The following is a 20,790-nucleotide window of genomic DNA, read 5'->3' on the forward strand; positions in this document are numbered from 1 at the left end:
ACGAGCACAATGAACTTCGGCGAGCGGCCAGCGACTCAACACCGGTCCGCGGCAAGGTCGCTGCCAGCCTGACAATCCCGCAGCCTGTTGTCGCGCCGCGCGCAGTTTGGCGAGGCGCGCACCGACGCGTGTTCCGACAACTTCAGCGGCTGGTCCGGCCGGTTGTGATCTCAGCGTGCAACCCTCGGCCACCCGGAGGTCGTACCTGCGAGTCAGATTTGCACGTTCCTTGAACGTGGTGCTCTCGTCACCAGTGCGATACACGGGCTCGATGCTGCGTTGGTAGCGGCAGTTCAACAGTCCAAGGAGTGATCGGCGCCGCGAAGAGCGGGTAAGGTCGGGGCGATGGTCTGGGGGCCGGGGAGGAGAGAACCATGGCGACAAACGACCAACCGCTGAACGTCGTTCCCGATGCGGTCGCGGCCGTGGGCAGGCATGCCCGTGACATGGCGCAGCAGCTGAAGTCGGGATCGATGGCATTGGACCGTGAGGTTCAGGCGTTGTTCGATACCTGGAAGGGGAGTGCCGCCGATGCTTATCGCGAGGGGTGGGATGACATGCAGGACGGCGCAATGAAGGCATGGGACGCGCTCACCGATCTGGCCTCGAAGCTCGGCGTCAGTGTGTCGACGCTCCAGGATCAGGACACCGCCAACGCGGCGACGATCAGCTCGCTGCAGTTGGACTGACGGCATGGGCTCTGAATTCGCGTTCGATCTCGATCACATCGATCAGGTGACCGCCCGCGCCCGCGGCTTCAAGGAGTTCTTCGCCGACCATCTCGATCAATTGGATCGCACCGTCCAGGGGCTCATGCAGAGCGGGCAGTGGACGGGCGCGGCTGCGGCGGCCTATGCCGAGGAGTATCAGGTTTGGGTGGCCGCGGCACGTGAGTTGCTCGACGGACTGGCTGAGATGGAACAGGCCGGCCAGACGGCACATGCGTCCTACTCGGACGCGGCGGCCGTGAACCTGCGCATGACGGGCGGATGACGTGGCTGTTGTTGCGCCGCAGTCCTATTACACAGCCGCGGAGGAGTGCTACAAGCTGTCAAGGGAGTTCCAGTCCGCGTACAACCCACTGCAGACGACGCTGCTCGAAACAAGTGGGATGGCCGGTAGTTGCCAGGCCGCGAAGGCATGGTCCGGAGCCTACGACGAGCGCGCGGGTGCATTCACCACCGCGGCCACTAACTTCGCCAGGGCGCTGCAGCATTTCGGTGACATCCTGATCGCGTCGGGCTACAACTGGGAATGCTCGAACTACGCGGCAAACCGCGACCCGAACAAGGGGACCGGTCCATCGTGCCCGCGCACCATTCCCTCCGAATTACCCTACGGCGCAGACGTTGTCCTCGGCGTGGCGTCGTCGCGGAACAACGGTCCCGGACTGGAGACCGAGTTTCCGGAACTGTATGACAAGGTCGTCGCCAAGCTCGCGGGTGACAAGGTCCCCGATGGCGATACCGACAAGCTCGAGCGCGCGGCCACGGCGTGGAAGGCCTTTGCCGACAACAACACGATCTACGCCGCCGGACCCCGGCTGCGAGTCGTCGCCGCCGGACTCGGCAAGTTCGATGCACCCGACATTCCGAACCTGACCGGCCATCTCGAAACACTGGCGAAGAACGCGGACGATATCAAGCTGGTCGCCGATGATCTGGCGAAATCGACAACCAGCCACCACGCCGCTGTCGTCGCAGTTCGCGCGGACATCAATACGCAGGTGGCGGCAACGCTCGTCGTCGCGTCGGTCGTCATCGCCGTAACCGCCGTCGCAATCCGCAACCCGCGCGCGGCCACAGTGGAGGGCCCCGCCCTGGACACCGCCGCGAACGCCATCGCCGGCGCCGTCGGGTCGTTCTTCACAGCACTGGCCGGGATCAAGTTCAGCACCGCGGCACTCGCGGTAGGAGCACTCGCCACCATCACCGGCCTGACCATCCTGTCCATCGCCGGCGACTCGACCTTCAACGCCAACTACAAGCCCCCGGCCAATGCCTACGATCCCGACGGTTCCAAAGCGCCTGGCCGGCCTGGCGAGGCGGAAGGATTCGTGCCGCCCAAAGGTGGTGACCGGTGGGTACCGAATCCGAGTCCCAAGGGGCCTCGCTTCGGCTGGGAAGATGCCGATGGAAATGTGTGGGTGCCGACCGGGCAGGGTCCTCTCGCCCATGGTGGACCCCACTGGGATGTGCAAGGGAAAGACGGCAAGGATTATGACAACGTTTATCCAGGAGGCAAACGGCGATGAGCGACACTGAGATCGCGCTGGAGGCAACCGGCGTAAGATACGGGTCGCCGTTCGATGAAGCGGCTTTTTTCGAGTGGCTCGACAAGATTCCTGCCGTGCGGTCATACGAAGGTGAGCTGCGAACCCTCTACATCAAGGTCGATGCCACAGCCGATGACGAATCCGTATACGAACTCGTATCCCTGTTCCATCGATACCACGTCGACATGTCGCAGTTGCGAGTGTTCGACACGGAGCGAATCGGGGAATGGTTCCGAAGGCCAGGAAGTTACTGGTACGCATCCGTCTTCGGTACGTCGAGCTAGGTCAGTTGTTCGCGCACAGGACCTCTTTCGAGCTCGCCCATAGCACTGGAGTTGCCCGAAGGCGATGACTGCGGGGCGGCCCGATCTCAGCGGTCGCGGCTACGGCTGGGAGCATGACGATGGAAATGTGCGGGTGCCGACCGGGAGGGCGGTGCTGCACACGGCGGCCCGCATTGGGATGTGAATCCCCAACGGCGGTTACGAAACGTTGGACCAGGAACAGGAAGCGGATGGGCGACGGGTCGACGGTGGTGTTGGAAGCGACCGACGTCTGGTACTACTCGCGCGGTGATGAGGCGGCGTTCTTCGAGTGGCTGGACAGGATCCCCTCGGTCCGCTCGTACGGTGGGCGGGTCAGCACGTTGGAGATCGTCGTCGAGACCCCAGTAGACGACGAGTCCCTGCGAGAGCTCCTGGCCATCTTCGACCGGTACCGGATCGACTTGGCTCAACTTCGCCAGCTCGATAACAGTCAAATCGGCCCTTGGTTCCGCGACCCTCAAAAGTTCTGGCACGAATATGTTTTCGGCACCTCCGCCAATTAATCACAATCCCCTGGACGATGCCTACGACCCCAACGGGTCCACGGTGCCCGAGGCCGGTCTGGTGAGCGCGCTTCCTGGCTGCCCAGAAACTGAAAGGTGAGATCCAACAGGGGTGGCCACACGTCGGCGATGAACGTCGGCAGGTGCCGCACGAAGTCGCCGGTCGAGTCGGCCGCCTCCTTGTCGCCCCCCTCGCCTTCGGAGGCGACCACCCTCATTCGCGTATCCGGGTCCAGTTGGCGGGGCACGGAACGGACGAGTCGCTGCAGGCAGTCCTGGACCCCGGCATCCCAGCCCAAGGGAGTCAGGAGGTCTTCCCGAACATTCGCTATTCGAAGTCGCGGACCAGCAGGGCGGAACGGGATCGCGGTGACGATGCTCACCGAGAAGGCGAGCGACCGCGCAGTACTGTGGATCGGTCACCTGCGGTGCGGGTGTCCGGCTGGACGAGAGAACTGACTACCCATGAGCGACGAGCGACAAATCCTCATACCCGGCGAAACCTGCTGGCAGATCGCACGGGCCGACCGGCTGGCATGCATTGTCGACGCGGCGGACTATTTCCGCTTTGCCAAGTCCGCCATGTTGCAGGCCCGTAAACGCATTGTGCTGATCGGCTGGGACTTCGATACCCGGATCAAGTTCGAGCCGCAGGAGAAGACTCTCGAAGGGCCGAATCGGCTGGGTGAATTCCTGTCCTGGCTGCCGAAACAGCGACCGGATCTCGACATCTACCTGCTGAAGTGGAATGTCGGCGCGTTCGCGGCGATCGGCCGTGGGATGACACCGATCTTCGTCGTCAATTGGATGACCGATCGGCGGTTGCACTTGGAAATCGATGGCGCGCACCCGATCGGTTCAGCGCACCATCAGAAGATCGTGGTGATCGACGACGCGCTCGCCTTCTGCGGTGGTATCGACATGACCGTCGATCGCTGGGACACCAGCGACCATCGGGACGACAACCACTACCGAACCGAGCCGAACGGCAACCGGTACGGACCATGGCACGACGCGACCACCGCCGTTGACGGCGACGCGGCGAAGGTGATCGGCGAATTGGCCCGGGCCCGGTGGAAGGCGGCGACGGGACAGCAGTTGGCCGCGGTCGACGAGATCGCCGGTGACACGCTGTGGCCGGACGGGTTGGAGCCGACGATGCGGTCTGTGGATGTCGGTATCGTGCGCACCTTCCCCGAGCTCGCCGACCGCGCCGAAGTCAGGGAGGTCGAGGCGCTGTATCTGGCGGCGATCGCGGGCGCTACGCGGTCGTTGTACATCGAGAGCCAGTACCTGGCCTCGCGCACTCTCGCCGAGGCGATCGCCGCGCGGCTACGTGAGCCGAATGGTCCGGAGATCGTGCTGGTACTGCCGCGTCACGCCGATGGCTGGCTCGAGCAACAGGCGATGGATGGGGCTCGCCGCCGCTTACTCCATCTGTTATGGAAGGCCGATACCGAAAACCGGTTCGGTGTCTACTACCCCGTCACCGAGGCGGGCGCGCCGATCTACGTCCACGCCAAGGTGCTGGTGGTGGACGATCGGCTGCTGCGGGTGGGATCGTCGAACCTCAACAACCGCTCGATGGGCTTCGACACCGAATGCGACCTGGCCGTCGAGGTCACCCCCGCCACCGAGGAAGGTGACCTGCTGCGGGACACCATCCTCGGTATCCGGCGCCAGCTGATCTGCGAACATCTCGATGCCGAACCCGCGAAGTTCGACGCCACACTCGCCGAGACGTCGTCGCTGCTGCGCACGGTCGAGACCCTGCGCGGCAACGGCCGGACCCTGGTGCGGTTCGAGCCGGGGACCGTCGAGGACGAAGACAGCCCACTGGCGGACAACGAATTGTTGGATCCCGAACGCACGCCACCGCGCCTGCGGAACAACCCGTTGCTGATCCGGGGTATCCGCAGGCTGAAGACAGCGGTGGGTGTGCGCTGACGTACATGGCTTGCCGCACAGCTGCGTCGGCGGCGCATAACGACCAACCGCCGAACGTCGTTCCAGATGCGGTGACGGCGGTCGGCGGCACGCCTATGACGTTGCGCAGCAATTGAAATCAGCATCGGAAGCGGTGGACCGTGAGGTTCAAGCGGTATTCGGCATCTGGAAGGGGGAAGTGCCGCCGATGCTTCTCGCGAGGGATGGGACGACATGCAGGACGGCGCGATAAAGGCATGGGACGCGCTCACCGACCTGGCCTCGAAGCTCGGCGTCAGTGTGTCGACGCGGCAGAATAAGGACAGCTCCAACGCGGCGCCGATCATATTTTGAACGCACGATGATGCCGATTCCGGGTGATCGGGAGAGTGTGGACGCGATCTCGGCTGCACCGATGATTTTCGGGTGAACCTGTCGTCGATACCTCTGGAGATGCCGACAGATAGGAGTCCAGGCATGGGATCGTTTCGGTCGGGCATGACGTCGGTGCGGGCGAACGGTGTGGATCTGGGCATCGAGAGCTTCGGTCGCGAGGACGATCCGCTGGTCCTGCTGGTCGGTGGCACGACGATGTTGTCCTGGCCCGACGCGCTGGGCGAGCGGCTCGCGTCGGGCGGGCGGCGCGTGGTCCGCTACGACCTGCGTGACTCCGGCGCGTCGACGACCCTCGACCCGGAGAACCCGGCCTACGACCTGCGGGATCTCGCCGCCGACGCTGTCGCGCTGGTCGAGGTGCTCGGCGCCGGGACCGCCCATCTCGGTGGTGTCGGCGTCGGTGGGATGGTCGCTCAGGTCGCCGCTTTGGACCACCCGGACATGTTCTGCGCACTGGCTCTCGTCGGCACCCGGCCGGTGGCGCCGGGCCCGGTCGACGAGGACCTGCCCGACCACGACCGCGCGGTCATGGGCGCGCTGTTCTCCCGCCCACGGCCGGACTGGACCGACCGAGATGCTGTCGCGGCGTTCGCCGCCGAGGGCGCCGCGCTGATGGGCGACGATCCGCAGCAGGCGCGGGCGACGGCGGCCGGGATCTGGGATCGGACACCGTCGAGCGATCCCGCGGTGCATCAGGCGAACCAGCTCGGGATGGTGTTCTCCCGGATCGACTGCGCCCCGCGCTGGCGGGAGCGGCTCGGTGAGCTCGACGCGCCCACGCTCGTGGTGCACGGTCGCGCCGACCCGTTCTTCCCGGTCGGCAACGGTGAGGTCCTCGCCGCCGAAATCCCGGGGGCGCGACTGCTCGTCCTCGACGACATGGGTACCGCTCTGCGTCCAGCGGCGGCCGACCAGGTCGCTGCCGCCATGCTCGCCCTGTAACCGCCCGGCTAGGAGGCATCCTGAGCCAGCGGCACGCACCATGATGCCGCTGATCGCGCTGACCGAACCGGCCCGGCGCGGCACCTCGGAAGATCAATAGCAGTAGTGCGCGTCCGACGCTGGCCGATCGCACCATCATGCCGAGTACAGGGCGTCCGCAGGAGCGTGTACACGACCTCGACCGCACCGATGAATTTCGGGTGGCTCCCTCGTCGAATGGAGTGTCGGACTCGAGGCGTCGCTTGCTGATGCCGAAAAGGACAAGATGCGCACACGTGGGGCTCGGCCTGCGCTCCGGCGCCAGCGTAAGGCGGCGAGTAGCTCGCCTATCCCGTCGGTGCGTGCCATCGCGTCGACAACTGGCATCCCACCGCGAACTCTTCGGCATCGCGCAGCGCTCTGCCCGCGATGAGGTCCAGTTCGAGCGAGTCGTCGCCGTATCCGATTGTCGCCGCGATCATCTGGCGGGCGGTGGACCGGATCGCCGACTTGTCGCCGGTCACTGTCCAGCGGTTCACGGCAGGCACGTGGATGAGCCAGCGTGGGCCGCAGCAGTGCACTGTGACGCGGTAGTGGCGCACGGTCACGGCCTTCGCGCTCGGACGGCCCGATGGCGGGTCACTCGGTCCACGACAGGGCTTCGGTGAGGGTCACCGGAGGCGGGGGAGGGGTCGGCACCCCGCCTCCGGGACGTTCGGGTGTGTCGGCCCACTGCCGCAGCGCGTCGGCGTAGCGCTCGAGCACGGGCAGCGGCACGCCCTTGTAGGGGGCGCGAGCCCGTGGGAACGGAACGCGTTGCGGTAGTGCGTTGGTCATGTGTCCTCCCGCTGTCCGAGTGGCGGCGAACGGGGAGTCACGCCGCGCCGATCTCGCGGTCAGTGGAGCACCGGATGCGGGCCGTATGGATATTCCCGCGCGAATTCGCGACAGAAAGTGGCGAAAGCCCTGGACACCTTCCAGCGACCCTGCACAATAGCCCCCGGTGGGGCGAAAGACCGCCTTCCACAATGACTTTCGGAACATTCCAGTCAGTGGGTGTGAATATTCCACGGAAGGGAGCAAACAGCATGGGGGAGAGCGATGCGGGCGCCGGTATTCGGCAGCTCAAAGCCGACATCCGCGGGACGGGAGGCGTTCCACACCGCAGCCTCGGCCGCTGCCTGCGCGGCATGAGGCAGGAGGCGGGGTTGTCCATCGAAGTGGCGGCGCGGGCCATCGGGCGCGGAGCGGGAACGCTGCACCGTTTGGAAACCGGTGCGCCGAACGTGGTCGTCCGGGAGGAAGATCTGCGGCGGCTGTGCAGGCTGTATCAGCGGGTGGACATGCTGCCGGTATTGAAATCGCTCGCTGCACAGGGGCGGACGCCGTCGTGGTTGGACGAGTTTCCCGATCAAGTGAATCCGACATTCAACGCCTACGTGCAGATGGAGGCGGCAGCGTCTCATATCACTGTCTATCGCCCCGATATGGTGCCCGGACTGTTTCAGACTCCGGACTACGCGCGGGCGCTGGATCGTGTCTACTTTCCGATGGACACCGCAGAGGAGATCGAGCGTCGCGTCCGAGTGCGGCGTAACAGGCAAGCGTTGATCTGTCGTGACTTCTCGCCGCTGGCAGCTGTGCTCGTGCTGGACGAGGCAGTGACCAGGCGAGTCGTCGGCAGTCCACGCGTGATGTCGACGCAGCTGCGCCACCTGGCCGGTCTGCCGCCGAATGTTCGCGTGCAGGTGCTTCCTTTCGGGGCAGGCTTCCCGCTGGGAGTCTCGACCGGTCCCTTCACGATCCTGGATTTCGCCGGTGACGGAGGGGGTCGGCCGCTGGAGCCGCCGGTGGTCTATGTCGAGAGCTACACAGGCAACATCTACCTGGAGCGCACCGGCACCGTGCGTCGGTACCGAGCTGGATTCGAGGTAATCCAGCGAGTAGCTTTGGATGTGCCGAATAGCAAACGCCTACTGCGGCAGGTAGCGAAGGAGTTCGACTGTGTCCGTTGATCTATCCGGAGCGCACTGGTTCAAGAGCACCCGTAGTGCTGCTGGAAACGACTGTGTCGAGATCGCGCATCTGGACGGCGGGCGCGTGGGGGTTCGTGACTCGAAGAATCCTCACGGTGGGGCGTTGGTGTTCACGCCCTTGGAGTGGGATGCGTTTCTGTCGGTCGCGCGGGGCGGCGAGTTCGACCGACCTTGAACTCCGCCTGCTCGATCGCCGGTGTTCATCGAGGACCGCAGTAGGTACGCTTCTGCGGCCAGCAGTACTTCCGAGACCGAGGGCTTCGACGGATATCGTGCGCTACATCGGCTGCGTCGGCGGGTCGGGGGACCTGCCGACCTCCTCGCGCAGTGCACCGCCGATAGCAATGATCGACGGTGTCTTCGGCATCGGCACCGCATACATTTCATGACGCGGCGAGACCGATGAGTACACCGATTCCGCCGCGAACGTTGACCGACCTCGAAACCAGTGTCGCCATGAAGCTGCTGTCGTCGGGCGACCCCGGCGCCTCCGAGTACCGGGCGCAGGTGCCGTATTCGCAGGTCGTCGCCACCTGGGGCATCGGTTCACCCAGCATCGATCTGGCGGTGCGGGCCGGTGCGGTGCGAGCATCCGGTTCGCCGGACGGGATCTTCGCCAGCGGAGGGGTCACCGACCGCAACGGATCACCGATCGGCGAGGTCATACTGTGGGTCGAGGACGGCTGGATCAGCGGAATCGAGTACGCCTGGTATACGGACGAACGCCCGCACGCGCTGCCCGAGCCCGGTCGAATCGAGCTTCTGTAGCGCGAGATGATGATTGGGCCATATTGAGCCGCATGCCGCACACCGAGATCGAGATCACCGCGGAGTTGGTGCGGGATCTGCTGCGTGACCAGCACCCCGACCTAGCCGACCGCCCTGTGCGGCTCGGCGCGCGTGGCTGGGACAACCAGCTGTGGCGGCTCGGTGACGACCTGGCCGTCCGATTGCCTTGGGCGACAGAGTCCGCCGACGCGTTGCTGCGCAAGGAATACACCTGGCTGCCTGACCTCGCTCCGCGTCTTCCGCTGCCGGTTCCCGTTCCGCAGCGCTTCGGTGAGCCCTCCGAACGGTTTCGGCGGCCGTGGATCGTCACGACCTGGGTGCAGGGCGAGGCTGCCGACCGAGCTCCCGTCACCCACGGCGCGAAGGCTGCCACCACCCTGGCCGCCTTCCTGAGGGCACTTCACCAACCTGCCCCCGAGCACGCGCCCGAAGGCCGCGACCGGGGAGGGTCGCTGGCCGGTTGTTCCGACAGGTTCGCCGAGCAGCTCGCAGCAGTCACCGAGTTAGGACTGATCGCCGATCCTGACGCCGTCCGCGCGGTCTGGGAAGACGCTGTCGCCGCACCGGATTGGGACGGCCCGGCGCTGTGGCTGCACGGCGATCTGCATCCGGCCAACGTCCTCACCGCGGATGGCGCGATCTGCGGGGTGATCGACTTCGGCGACCTCTTCGCCGGCGATCCGGCTTTCGATCTCGCTGCCGCGTGGATTCTGCTGCCCGACGGTGCCACCGACCGCTTTCATGACGCCTACCAGTCGTCCATGGATACGGCGACTCTGCGGCGCGCCCGCGGATGGGCAGTGTTACGCGCCTTCGCGGGCATCCTCATCGCAGACGCCGGGGTCCACGGCCGCCCTGGCGGCAAGCCGACATGGGGTCCACCCGCCCAGGCCGCACTGCGACGCCTCATCGCCACCCATCGCTGATCGTGCGCGTGCCCCGACGCTTCAGGAGACGGTGACGAATAGCGCAGGGTTCGAAAAGCTACTATCTACCGGTTGTCTCGCCGCTGCGATATCAGTGATGCGCTCGAGCTTCGGCTCGTGATCCCTTCGGGTCGATGCTGTATCTGCGGTACATGTCGTGCGGCGTAACGACTAGAGGTTGATCACGGATAAGACGTGCAGCCGGGCCGGTGTTCTCGAACTCCCGGTACCGAGGCCCGGCGGCCGTGTATCCGGGCATGTCGATCAGTGTGCAGACTCAGAGGGGAAAGATCATGCGCTCAGTTACCAAATTGGCCACGACCGCCGCTGCCGCCGTAGTGGCCTGCGCCCCGGCGTTCGTCTTCGCCGGTACCGCCTCGGCCGAGGCCGTCAACCTCCCGGTGCTCTACACCACGGCGACGGAAGCGGGCCTGTGCTACGGCACGATTCGCGGGAACGTGGACCAGGACTCCTCCCAGGGACTTCACCTCACCAGCGCCTTCGAGGGCATCGGCACCTGCGCCACCACCGCCTACGTCTCCTGGCACAACGTCGACACCGGCGCGCAGGGGAACACCACGATCAAGCTGGTCGGCTCCTGGTACAACTCCGCCACCATCCCCTCCGGCCCCGGCCACGTCGAGTTGTCCGTCACCACAAAGGAAATCTTCCACTCGCCCGATTCGGTCCAGGTGCAGTACGTCATTCCCGGATGATCGGCAGCTACCGCGCAGCAGTCGCGGCGGATCTGCGCAAGCCCGCCGATGGTGACGCGGCGCCGAACCCACGGTTCGTCCGCTCCGGCAGCAGAAGCCGCCGATAGCGCAGGCAGCGTTCCTACCGGCTAGCCGCCCGTTCTTTCCACGAGGTCGGCGCTTCGGTGGGCGCAACGTCAGCACCGGCTTCGCTTGCCTGGGCGGCCGCAGCCTTGGTGTGGTGGCGAATCCTGGTGGCACGCCGCTCGGCGGAGCCGGGATCGCGCTGTGCCCGACTCCGGTCCGTCACGGGGCGGCGCGTTGTCGACCTCGGGTTCGGCAGGTAACTTCGAGCAAATGGATGCCGGCGTAGCCTACTTCCCGACCCACGACGGCCTCGGGCCCGCGGAGCTCGCTCGAACCGTCGAGGAGCGCGGCCATCGGTGGCTGATGTGGGCCGAGCACACGCACATCCCGGCGGCGCGGAAGACGCCATGGCGCGGCGAGCAGGGCGCGCCGCCGCTGCCGCGAAAATACGCGCACACCTACGACCCCTTCGTGGCGAGCGCCTACGCATTGGGCGCCACGAAAGCGCTGCGGGTGGGGACCGGTATCGCGCTCGTGGCCCAGCGTGACCCGATCATCACCGCCAAGGAGGTCGCGTCGCTCGATCATCTGTCCGGCGGGCGATTCGACTTCGGCATCGGCGCAGGCTGGAACCGGGAGGAGATGGCAAATCACGGCACCGATCCGCGGACCCGGATGAAGCGCATGGGCGAGTACGTCCGAGCGATGAAGGTGATCTGGACGCAGCACGAGGCCTCGTTCGACGGCGAATTCATCTCTTTCGACCGGATCTGGAGCGACCCCAAGCCGATCCAGCGGCCGCACCCGCCGATCCTCGTCGGCGGCGGCGGGCCGACGGTGCTGGATCGCGTGCTCGAATACGGCGACGCGTGGATGCCCAATCACGGCCCCGGGATCATCGAGCGGATCACCGAGCTGCGCGAGCGGGCCGATCGCCCGATCGACGTCGTCGTGATGGGCGCCCCCGTCGACGACCTCGAGGCTCTCGAATCCTATGCGGAAGCGGGAGTCGACCGCGTGCTCTTCTGGTTGCCGTCGGCACGCCGGAGCGTCGTCGATCGCGAGCTCGATCGGGTCGAGGCGACGATGGCCGAGTTGCACGACCGCCCGGTGTGAAGTCGGAGGTGGAGTCGCCCCGGTTTCCTCCCGCACCCTTTGCCGGGACGGCCGCCCGCTCGGGGCTGAGCACGGCCCGACAGCCGGTCCGGAAGCGAAGCGATGGCTCCGCGTTGACTACGCTGACGCGGTGTCCCAATCCGTGCCACTGACGAGACTTCTCGATGACGCGGGCTTGCTGTCGCTCGAGCACCGCCTGCACCTCGAGGAGGTGCTCGGCGCACACGTGTTGGAGGCCGACCTGGACGGACGTCGGCTCGAATTCCTCGGTGACGAAGGCTCCTTCGTGTGCACCGACGTCCACCTGCTCGGAACGGCGGATGCCGACACGTGGCTGTGGGGATGGGTCAACCCGTGGGGCTACCCGCCGTCGCTGCTGCGCGCGGCGGAGACGGTGCGCGAGTTCGGGTCCCGCTACCGTGTCGCCGAATTGTGTTCGGCCGAACTGCCCGTGGTCCTCGGTGGCGCGGCGCCGGAGCCTTATCAGGTGGCCGGCTTGATGGCGGATGCCGCGAAGATCGTCTGCGGGCGCTGGAACTCCTACTGTGGTGTCATCGATGGCGCCTGCGTGGCGTTCCTCATCGACCACCCGGCCTTCGAATTGCCCGCGCCCACCCCCTCCGGCCTCGCTCGCGTGCTGGCGCACGGCTTCGGAGCACTGCCACTGACGGATCACCGGCGTGCCGTGTACAGCTACCTCACCCGGCGGGGACTGAACACCGAATTCCTCGACGACTACCGGTTGCTGGAATTCGGCGACGACGGTCTCGCCGGCGAGGTCGAGTTCGACGCTTCGGGCCGGATCGCGAACCTCGATATCCGGATCGTCATGGACGGGATCGACGCACCCTTCGAATCGCAGCCCCAGCCGGCGTGAGCCGCCCGGTCAGCTCGGCGGGAACTGTTGCTCGAACCAGCCGAGAATCTCGGGGACGGCTATCCGTGCCGTTCCGGCGTGGTCCACGTCGCCCAGGTCCCGCAGCGTGGCGTCGCCGCCGCCGAGAGCTTGCGAGCAGTGCTCGGCATTCGGAAACGGCACGGCGCGGTCGCCGCGGGCAGCGTAGAGGTGGACCGGCACCCGCGGCGTCCAGTCGCAGGTGCCGTCGCTCTCGGTGATAGCCGCCGCGGTGGCGCCGGTCGGCTCGGCGGCGGACCGGACGAACCCGGGGGTCAGCAATTGTCCGGGGGTGGGCGCCAGCGAGGTCACGATGGTGATCTCGGTGTGGAAGCCGTCGAAGAGTTCTTCGACTTTGTCGGCGTAGGGCTGCTGGAAGGCCTCGGTCGGGTCGTCGTAGAGGTGGTGGATCCGGTTCATGGAAGTGATCCAGTAGGAGAGGAAGAGCACCGCCGCGCCCGGTAGGACCCGCCCGTCCAGTGCGGCGGGCGCCTGGACGTGCCGTAGGTCGTAGGGTCCGCTTATCGGGGCCAAGGCAGCCACCCCGAAACCCGGGATCGCGCCGGAGGCCAGCGCTTTCCCGAGCGCCATCGCGGCGTGGCCGCCTTGGGAGAAGCCGGTCACCAGCACGTCCGGATCGAGCTCTCGGCGCTGCTGGGCCACGAGGGAAGCGGTCGCGCGCAACAGGTCGGCCGAAGCGCTGACCTCCGAAGGCGCATGGGTGTAGGGATGCGTTCCCGGACCGTTCCCGAGGCCCAAGTAGTCCGGTGCGGTCGCCGCGTAGCCCGCGGCGGCGAAGGCCACCGTACGTAGCCGATCGGGGAGGTTGCGGGTGTCGACCGACGGCGCGTCGCTCTTCAGCGCCATGGTTCCGTGCTCGTAGCTGACCACCCGCAGCCGCCGGGAGTCCGTGCGCGGCAGCGCCACCAGCCCGCTGGCGGTGGTCGGGTCGCCGTGCGGGGTGATCGTCCGGTACTCGATGCGGAAGGCGTCGACGCCGTTGCGCACCGGAGTGGAGATTCCACCGTTGGTCAACAGCGCGGCGGTCTGCTCGGGCGGCAGACTCAGCAGGGGCGTCGTGGAAACGATCTCACCGCGGGCGGGCGGCGGTTCGTGTTCGGTCCCGCATCCGGCGGCTGCCAACAGGACGACCACCGCGACCAGGCAGCGCCTCAGACGGTACATCCGTCGGTCCTCTCGACGATCATCGGCTTCGTTCCATCATCGCGCGTACGCGTACAGGTCGTCGGGCGGTGCGGCCGAGCCGCCGGGATCTGGGGGTGGTTTCGGGTCTCGTGGAAGGCTCGAAGTTCGCGGCGGGCGGAGGGAAGCCGCTCCGATCGTCCGCATCCCCCGCGTCCGGTGCCTGGTCGTAGCTGATCCGGCCACACGCAGTTCACCCGACCGTTAAGTAAATGGCTGTTTCAAGCAATATAGGGCTATCTACCAGTCCAGAGAAGCGATATGTTATGAATCATTATCGTCGACTGTGGTAGTTCGGTGTGGTTGCTACCCGGTCGGCGTGAGGTTGTCGACGCTACTCGGCCGACGCCGTCCGGGCGGCGTCGACACCCCATCGCGGCTGATCGAGGGACTACCCGAGGAGTGGGCATGAGCACGCCGACGGCGAGCGCGACTACCGAGATCTACTTTCGCGCGGCGGCCGCGACCCTGGTCGAGGCCGCGACGGTGCTTGCGGACTTCGGATGCTCGCCGGTGGATGTCTCCGGGATACTCGAGCGCTCGCGCCGAGTCGAGCACGCGCTCGGCGTGGTCATCGGCAACTTGACCGCCGCGCTGGAGTCCGAGCCCGTGGCCGCTGACGGCGCGCAATTGTCCGAACTCGGGCGGGCGCTCGGCCGCGTCGTCGAACGGATCCGGGCGGCAGCCGCGCTCGCGGACGCCCACCTCGTCACGTCGGTGCCGGACGAGGTGCTCGAAGTCGTGATGACGATAGGTCGCTGCGCGCATCTCACCGCCGCTGCGCTGGGCGCGTGCGACCAACCGCTGCTCGGGTCATATCGCGCCGAGTTGCTGCGTCTCGCGGTGCACGCCGAGCGGACGTTCACCCGGTGGTCGCTGTCGCGGCCACGGACCGGCGCGAACCCGACGGCGGAACTCGGCAAGGCGCTCGTCTCGGTCGTGCACGCGTTCCTGGCGGTCGGATGCGCGGCCGCGATCGTGATAAGGGCGTGAACGCTATGTGGCCATGCATTCTTTCCCCGGATCCGAAATCACCAGGGCAAACGGGTCTTTAGTTAGTGGTTGTTCATGTCGTGTGATAGAACTCACCGGCGAAACGAAGGGGACTGTTCGACATGGAACCAACAGCCAAGCAACGCGCGGCGATGAACGTCATCTGCGACACGTTCAACCCCGGCGACGGGTTGACGCTGCCGTCGGCGAGCGCGCTCGGAGCCGTTGACACCGTCTTCCAACTGCTGGGGCGCAATCCGCGCGAGGCGGAGAAGAAGCAACTGGCCACGCTGCTGAACCTGTGGGATTCCCGGCTGACCGGCCTGCTCACCGGCAGCGGTCTCCGGCGCTTCTCCCGCCTGTCGCAGGAGGAGCGGGAACGGGCATTGCTGCGGCTGGCCGATTCGCGTTTCGAATCCGTGCGGGTGATCTTCGGGGCGCTCAAACAAGCGTCGCTGCTGTCCTACAACATCACTCCCGGCCCGACGGGCGTCAATCCGCTGTGGAAGGAGATCGGGTATCCGGCCCCTTCCGGTCCGCTGACCACGGCGCCCGCGCCCGTGTTGACACCGCTGCGCTGCACCGAGACGACCGAATTCGACTGTGATGTAGTGATCGTCGGTTCCGGCGCCGGAGGCGGTGTGGCCGCCGCGGTATTGGCCGAAGCGGGCCTGGACGTCGTGGTGCTGGAACGCGGAAACTACTACGACGACCGCGATTTCGGCGCGGGCGAGCTGGACGGGTTGCAACACCTGTACGCACCGGGGCCGCCGGGCACCGCCGACGGTCAGATCACCCTCGTCGCGGGCACGTGCCTGGGGGGTGGGACGGTCGTCAACTGGAGTACGTCGTTGCCGACGCCGGAGGATGTCCGGGCGGAGTGGGCCGCCCTGGGCGCCGCCCAGTTCGCCGAGGACGATTTCGGCGACGCGCTCGACGTGGTGCGGCGGCGGCTCGGTGTCACCGATCGGCGGTCGGTGCTGTCGGCTCGCGACGGCGTTCTCGAGCGCGGCGCCCGCGCGCTCGGCTGGGAGGTGGACACGTTGCCGCGCAACGTGACCGATGCCTGCGACGCCGGTGTGGAGTGCGGCCGGTGCGGTTACGGCTGCCGCCTGGGCGCCAAGCAGTCGGTGACCAAGACCTGGCTCGCCGATGCGGCGGATCGGGGCGCGCGACTGGTCGTGGACGCCGACGTGCGGCGGATCAGTGTGCGAAATGGTCGCGCGGAAGGCGTTTCGGCGGTCACGTCCGACGGCGTGGCGATCGAGGTGCGCGCTCGTGCGGTGGTGGTGGCGGCCGGTGCGATCCAGACTCCGGCGTTGCTGCGGCGCTCCGGGCTGTGCAACCAGAACATCGGCCGCCATCTGCGCCTGCACCCGGCGGCCGCGGTGTTCGGGGTGTTCGAGGAAGAGATCCGGCCGTGGGAGGGCGGCTTGCAGACCCGGATCTGCCGCGAGCACAGCGATTTGGACGGCAACGGCTACGGCGTGATCTACGAAACCGGCCCGATCCATCCCGGTCTCGCCACCGGGTTCATGAGCTGGCGCGGCGCCGAGAACCATCGGACCACCATGCTCGATTTCGCGCGTTCGAACGCGATCGGCATCATCACGCGCGACCGCGATTCGGGCACCGTGTCCGTCGACCGCGGCGGTGAGCCGATCGTGAACTACCGGTTGTCGGACTACGATGCCGCCCATTTGCACACCGGGTTCGAGGGGGCGGCGAGCATTCTGGAAGCAGCGGGTGCGCAGCGCATCTTCTCCGGGCACCAAGCGGGCGTCTCCTACGAACCGGGCCGCTGCGGCTCGCACGCCGATTTCGCCGCCGCGTGCCGGGCCGCCGGGTACGGACCGGGGCAATGCTCCCTGGGCGCACTGCACATCATGGGTTCGGCGCGGATGGGCGGCTCAGCGGAAACCTCGGCCACCAACCCGGACGGCGCCACGTGGGAGGTGGCGAACATCGTCGTCGCCGACGCCTCCAGCTTCCCCACCGCGTCGGGCGTCAACCCGATGGTCTCAATCGAGGCGATCGCCTACATGAACGCGAAAAGGCTTGTCGCGCGGTTGAGCTGAATACCGGCCGGGGTCGGGTCAGAGCGCGCGAATGCCGTCGAGCACCGCGCGCAGGAGACCGAGATCCGATTCGGACCCGGCCGTGGGCTGCGCCGACCGGTAGATCAGCCTGCCGTCGTCGAGCAGGTCGCCGATGAGGACCTTCGTCATCGTCAGCGGCAGGTTCAATCGCGCGGACACCTCCGCTACCGACTGCGGGGTGCGGCAAAGCTGCACGATGGCGGCGTATTCCGGTTCGGTGCGCCGCAGTGCGGTGCCCGGCGCGCCATCGACCACCAGGGTGACCAAGTTCAGTTCCGGGCGCACGGCACGACCCCGGCCGCGGGTGATGGCGAAGAGCCGGACCATCGGACCGGCGTCTTCCTCGTACCAGGGATCGTGCTGATAACTCATGGCTGTGTCGAAGCGGGTGGGTGCGGGCGCGTGTCGACCGACAGATGTGTTCCGACTCGCTGCACCGTCTGATTCATTTCGTAGGCCACCATACCCATATCGGCGGTCTCGGACGCCAGCAGTGCCAGGCAGGCGTTGGTTCCGGCCGTGGTGACGAACAGCACGGCGTGGTCGAGTTCCACCACGGTCTGGCAGACGCCACCGGCGTCGAAATGGTGACCGACGCTGCGGGATAGGCTGTGCAGTGCCGATGCCATCGCGCAGAACCGCTCGGCGTCGGCCTTGTCCAGTTGCGCCGAATGGCCGATCAGCAGCCCGTCGGAAGACAGCAGCACCGCGGATTTCGCTCCGACCAATCCGGTGACCAGCTCGTCGAGCAGCCAACCGAGGCCGGTTCCCTGGGAAGTAGTCATCGTCGCCTTCTGCAAAGGGGGGATTGCGGACTAATCGAAGTCGGGACGCTTCCGGCGTCCCTGGCGGGTGCCGTTCTCGATGGCACTCATCAGATTGCGTGCTTCATCGGCGGTCCGCTGTCGTATCGGGGCGGCGGGCGCCGTCTGCTCCTGCTCCTGGGGAGATTGACGGCGGCGGCGTGGGAGCGGCGGCCTGGCGTCCGCGGCCGGACCGGGATCTGGTGTGGCCGCGGTGTCGAAGCCACGGTCGTCGCCGTGCGGGATCGGTGCCGGGGCCGGTTGCTCGGAGGCCGGGGTGAACCATGCCGATCGGCCCGGTACCGGCGCCGGTCGAGGCGGGAGGTCGTCCGGCGCCTGCGGCCGCACGGGCTCGATGGGGTCAGCGTCGCTCTGCTCGCGCGGCGAGGTCTCCGACCGCAGGAGTGCGCTCGGAATGAGCACCACCGCCCGCACGCCGCCGTAGGCCGACTCGCCCAGACGTACCGAAACACCGTGCCGGTGCGCCAATTTCGCGACGACGAACAATCCGAGCCTGGTGTCGCTGGACAAGGTCACCACACTGAAATCCGGTGGGTTGGACAGCAGTTCGTTGCGCGCGGCGAAGTCGGCCTCCGACATGCCCAAGCCCTGATCGATGATCTCGACCGCGACGCCGCGCCCGACCACGACGCCGGACACCTCGACCCGCGCCTGCGGGGGTGAGAAGGCTGTCGCGTTGTCCATCAGCTCGGCCATCAGGTGGATCAGGTCGGCGACGGCGTTGCTCGACACCTGGAGTTCCGGCAGCCTGCCGGTCTGGATCCTGGCGTAGTCGAGACTTTCGGCGACGGCGGCGCGGACCAGATCGATCAGTGGAACCGGCTTGCGCCAGCGTCTACCCGGCTTCTCGCCGCCGAGGATGATGAGGTTCTCGGCGTTGCGGCGGGCCCGCGTCGCCAGGTGGTCGAGCTGGAACAGCAGCTCGAGCTGGTCGGCGTTCTCCTCCTTGCGTTCGGCTTGATCGAGCAGCGCCAACTGGCGGTGCACCACGACCTGGCTGCGATGGGCGATGTTGAGGAATACCGCGTTGACGCCCGTTCGCGTCTTCGCCTCGGCGACCGCGGCGGACACGGCCGCGACATGGGCGCGGTTGAAGGCGTCGGCCACCTGGCCCAATTCGTCGGAACCGAAATCCAGTCGGGCCAACTCGGCCTCGGAGTCGATGCTTTCGCCTCGGCCGAGCCTGCCCATGAGATCGGGCAGCTGCTGGTCCGCCAGTTCCAGTGTGTCGCGCCGCAATCGCCGCATTCGCCCGATGAAGCGATTGGCCATGATCAACGCCGCGAGGAAGGCGATGGTCGCGACCAACAGCACCCCCGCGCCACCGAGCATGGACCGCCGCGCGGTTTCATCGCCTCGCTCGCGCGCGATCTGGTGCGCGTCGCGGCTCTGGTCGTCCCAGAGCTTCAGCAGGGCCGCCGAGACCTGGCCGGAGGCCTCTTGCCAGGCCGTGACACCCATGGGCAACGACGACGTGGTCCTGGAGGCCGAGCGGCCGCTCTGGGTCCTACCGGTACCGGTGGACTCGTCGGAGTCGGAGCCCGCCTCCACCGGACCGCGCACCAGCACCGCGTCCTGCATCGCGACGAGCTTCTGATAGGCCGATCCGGCGGTGATCTCCTGGAGTTGGGCGAGTCGCTTGTTCTTCAACACGCGGCCGGAGTAGGCGACCTCACTGCGGAATTCGCCTACCAACCGGCTGAATTCGGTCAATTGCGCGGGAGTGTTCTCGCCGACGGTCAGCGCCACCGCGCCCAGGGTGTCCGCCATCGACAGGGCTTCGGCCGCGCGTAGGGGCTCGACGCCGTAGTTCAGTTCCATGGCGATATCGGCTTCCGGCGCCACCCGGGCGGCGAGCGTCGACGCGGCGATGATCGTGCCGATGACCCCGCTGAAGACTTCGAAAACCTCGTGCGGCGCGGCCTGCCGGGTGTCGACCCCGCCGCGCAGCGTCGGAACCATCGCGAACAGCTTGTTGTAGCCCTCGATATCGGAGGCGGACCCGCCGGGATTCAGTTTGCGGGCGGCATCGCCTTTCGCCATCACTCCCGCCAGCGCCGCGTCCGAACGCTGGCGTGCGGCGGCGAGCCCGCGGGCGACTTCGGTGTCACCGGCCAGGGACAACAGCGACAGGCGACGCTCCTCCTGGAACGCCTGGACCATGAGGATGGCCGGTGCCGTCGTGCTGCTGGCCAGCTCCGCCCATTCCTTGGCCGCCTGGGCGGATCGCACCAGATAGCCGGCCGCGCCCACACCGATGATGAGTAGCGTGACGCTCGATATGAGCACGATCGCCAGCAGGCGTACCCGGACACTCACTCGACCACGGACATCACGCCGGCTCGACCGAACCACTCCCATAGCGGATTCGCGCAGCTCTGACCACTTGCTCACGGCTGGAAAATGCCTACCCTCTGACACGGCCCCGCCCGACCCGGGCGGCACCTCACCTGTACCCGTTCCGAAGAATAACGAAAGTGTAGCGGTTCGATCGCGAATCCCACGGATTCGCTTGGACCAACAAGTGAATCGAAATTATTCCGAAATTCGAGCACGCGAGCTCGGGTGCGCCGGGCTCCGCGCGTGATCGTCGACCGTAAACGCGCCCGGAAGGATTGCCACTCGGCGGTATAGCGTAGCCGATCCGCAGCTGCGAGAACCAGAGCGAACATCAATCTCTAACTTACCGATGGTTCTGGTCGTATATGGACAGCTCGTTCGATTCCTCAGCTGTCCGCCTGTGCGATATGGGTGATCGGTACCGTGTCATCGGACCAGAC

22 protein-coding genes are annotated in these 20,790 nt (G+C 66.8%); 16 read left to right on the forward strand and 6 right to left on the reverse strand.

All coding sequences use genetic code 11. The annotated features are described in order from the left end of the window. Positions 1–374: 374 nt before the first annotated feature. The 7 genes from ACL03I_RS12085 to ACL03I_RS12120 all read left to right on the forward strand — a co-directional run bounded on the left by ACL03I_RS12085 (position 375) and on the right by ACL03I_RS12120 (position 6,368). Positions 375–689, forward strand: a complete 315-nt coding sequence (locus tag ACL03I_RS12085) for a WXG100 family type VII secretion target (RefSeq protein WP_412805924.1) — start codon at positions 375–377, stop codon at positions 687–689. Positions 690–693: 4 nt separating this feature from the next. Beyond that, entirely contained in the window at positions 694–993 is a 300-nt protein-coding gene (locus ACL03I_RS12090; protein ID WP_412805925.1) for a WXG100 family type VII secretion target, read from the forward strand. A gap of 1 nt (position 994) precedes the next feature. Beyond that, entirely contained in the window at positions 995–2,254 is a 1,260-nt protein-coding gene (locus ACL03I_RS12095) for a polymorphic toxin type 37 domain-containing protein (RefSeq protein ID WP_412805926.1), read from the forward strand. Continuing rightward, the gene (locus tag ACL03I_RS12100) at positions 2,251–2,559 is read left to right on the forward strand and encodes a hypothetical protein (RefSeq protein ID WP_412805927.1); all 309 of its coding nucleotides are present in this window, start codon (positions 2,251–2,253) and stop codon (positions 2,557–2,559) included. The genes ACL03I_RS12095 and ACL03I_RS12100 overlap by 4 nt, the downstream gene beginning before the upstream one ends. Positions 2,560–2,789: 230 nt before the next feature. Further along, positions 2,790–3,104 (forward strand): hypothetical protein, encoded by a 315-nt coding sequence (locus tag ACL03I_RS12110; RefSeq protein ID WP_412805929.1) that lies wholly within the window; start codon positions 2,790–2,792, stop codon positions 3,102–3,104. Positions 3,105–3,569: 465 nt separating this feature from the next. Then, positions 3,570–5,051 carry a phospholipase D-like domain-containing protein gene (locus tag ACL03I_RS12115; RefSeq protein ID WP_412805930.1) on the forward strand — a complete coding sequence of 494 codons (1,482 nt, stop codon included), beginning with the start codon at positions 3,570–3,572 and terminating at the stop codon, positions 5,049–5,051. A 477-nt stretch (positions 5,052–5,528) separates the two neighbouring features. Beyond that, positions 5,529–6,368, forward strand: a complete 840-nt coding sequence (locus ACL03I_RS12120; protein WP_412806038.1) for an alpha/beta fold hydrolase — start codon at positions 5,529–5,531, stop codon at positions 6,366–6,368. A gap of 326 nt (positions 6,369–6,694) precedes the next feature. Here ACL03I_RS12120 and ACL03I_RS12125 read toward each other — a convergent pair whose 3' ends face one another. Next, complete coding sequence (locus tag ACL03I_RS12125; RefSeq protein ID WP_412805931.1) at positions 6,695–6,886, reverse strand: hypothetical protein; 192 nt, start codon at positions 6,884–6,886, stop codon at positions 6,695–6,697. Positions 6,887–6,986: 100 nt separating this feature from the next. Beyond that, the gene (locus ACL03I_RS12130) at positions 6,987–7,184 is read right to left on the reverse strand and encodes a hypothetical protein (RefSeq protein WP_062977773.1); all 198 of its coding nucleotides are present in this window, start codon (positions 7,182–7,184) and stop codon (positions 6,987–6,989) included. A 191-nt stretch (positions 7,185–7,375) separates the two neighbouring features. On the opposite strand from ACL03I_RS12130, the gene ACL03I_RS12135 reads away from it, so the two are divergent. The 7 genes from ACL03I_RS12135 to ACL03I_RS12165 all read left to right on the forward strand — a co-directional run bounded on the left by ACL03I_RS12135 (position 7,376) and on the right by ACL03I_RS12165 (position 12,873). Continuing rightward, positions 7,376–8,362 carry a helix-turn-helix domain-containing protein gene (locus tag ACL03I_RS12135; RefSeq protein WP_412805932.1) on the forward strand — a complete coding sequence of 329 codons (987 nt, stop codon included), beginning with the start codon at positions 7,376–7,378 and terminating at the stop codon, positions 8,360–8,362. Continuing rightward, on the forward strand, positions 8,352–8,558 hold the full coding sequence (locus ACL03I_RS12140) for a DUF397 domain-containing protein (protein ID WP_412805933.1): 207 nt from the start codon (positions 8,352–8,354) through the stop codon (positions 8,556–8,558). Before ACL03I_RS12135 ends, ACL03I_RS12140 begins: the two co-directional genes overlap by 11 nt. Positions 8,559–8,785: 227 nt before the next feature. Continuing rightward, entirely contained in the window at positions 8,786–9,151 is a 366-nt protein-coding gene (locus ACL03I_RS12145) for a hypothetical protein (RefSeq protein ID WP_412805934.1), read from the forward strand. A gap of 32 nt (positions 9,152–9,183) precedes the next feature. Beyond that, positions 9,184–10,098: an aminoglycoside phosphotransferase family protein gene (locus ACL03I_RS12150; protein ID WP_412805935.1), complete on the forward strand. Its 915-nt coding sequence runs from the start codon at positions 9,184–9,186 to the stop codon at positions 10,096–10,098. 293 nt (positions 10,099–10,391) lie between these two features. Beyond that, positions 10,392–10,814 carry a hypothetical protein gene (locus tag ACL03I_RS12155; RefSeq protein WP_412805936.1) on the forward strand — a complete coding sequence of 141 codons (423 nt, stop codon included), beginning with the start codon at positions 10,392–10,394 and terminating at the stop codon, positions 10,812–10,814. Positions 10,815–11,150: 336 nt separating this feature from the next. Beyond that, complete coding sequence (locus ACL03I_RS12160; protein WP_364432211.1) at positions 11,151–11,996, forward strand: LLM class F420-dependent oxidoreductase; 846 nt, start codon at positions 11,151–11,153, stop codon at positions 11,994–11,996. A 130-nt stretch (positions 11,997–12,126) separates the two neighbouring features. After that, positions 12,127–12,873, forward strand: coding sequence for a DUF6882 domain-containing protein (locus tag ACL03I_RS12165; RefSeq protein WP_355075187.1), 747 nt, complete (start codon positions 12,127–12,129; stop codon positions 12,871–12,873). Positions 12,874–12,882: 9 nt separating this feature from the next. Here ACL03I_RS12165 and ACL03I_RS12170 read toward each other — a convergent pair whose 3' ends face one another. Further along, positions 12,883–14,076, reverse strand: a complete 1,194-nt coding sequence (locus ACL03I_RS12170; protein ID WP_412805937.1) for a hypothetical protein — start codon at positions 14,074–14,076, stop codon at positions 12,883–12,885. Positions 14,077–14,502: 426 nt separating this feature from the next. On the opposite strand from ACL03I_RS12170, the gene ACL03I_RS12175 reads away from it, so the two are divergent. Both ACL03I_RS12175 and ACL03I_RS12180 read left to right on the forward strand, forming a co-directional pair. Continuing rightward, positions 14,503–15,087 (forward strand): hypothetical protein, encoded by a 585-nt coding sequence (locus tag ACL03I_RS12175; protein ID WP_412805938.1) that lies wholly within the window; start codon positions 14,503–14,505, stop codon positions 15,085–15,087. A 122-nt stretch (positions 15,088–15,209) separates the two neighbouring features. Continuing rightward, the gene (locus ACL03I_RS12180) at positions 15,210–17,165 is read left to right on the forward strand and encodes a GMC family oxidoreductase N-terminal domain-containing protein (protein ID WP_412805939.1); all 1,956 of its coding nucleotides are present in this window, start codon (positions 15,210–15,212) and stop codon (positions 17,163–17,165) included. Positions 17,166–17,183: 18 nt separating this feature from the next. Here the strand turns inward: ACL03I_RS12180 and ACL03I_RS12185 are convergent, their stop codons facing one another. Genes ACL03I_RS12185 through ACL03I_RS12195 form a run of 3 tightly spaced genes read right to left on the reverse strand, consistent with a single transcriptional unit; the run spans position 17,184 to position 20,329 of the window. After that, positions 17,184–17,558, reverse strand: coding sequence for a DUF742 domain-containing protein (locus ACL03I_RS12185; RefSeq protein WP_355075194.1), 375 nt, complete (start codon positions 17,556–17,558; stop codon positions 17,184–17,186). Continuing rightward, a complete protein-coding gene (locus ACL03I_RS12190) occupies positions 17,555–17,971 on the reverse strand; it encodes a roadblock/LC7 domain-containing protein (RefSeq protein ID WP_355075196.1) in 417 nt (138 codons plus the stop codon). Before ACL03I_RS12190 ends, ACL03I_RS12185 begins: the two co-directional genes overlap by 4 nt. Positions 17,972–18,001: 30 nt before the next feature. Beyond that, positions 18,002–20,329, reverse strand: a complete 2,328-nt coding sequence (locus ACL03I_RS12195; protein WP_412805940.1) for a sensor histidine kinase — start codon at positions 20,327–20,329, stop codon at positions 18,002–18,004. Between the last annotated feature and the right edge of the window lie 461 nt (positions 20,330–20,790).

This window comes from Nocardia sichangensis, from assembly GCF_047200615.1.
In the GTDB taxonomy this organism is placed as follows: Bacteria; Actinomycetota; Actinomycetes; order Mycobacteriales; family Mycobacteriaceae; genus Nocardia; species Nocardia sichangensis.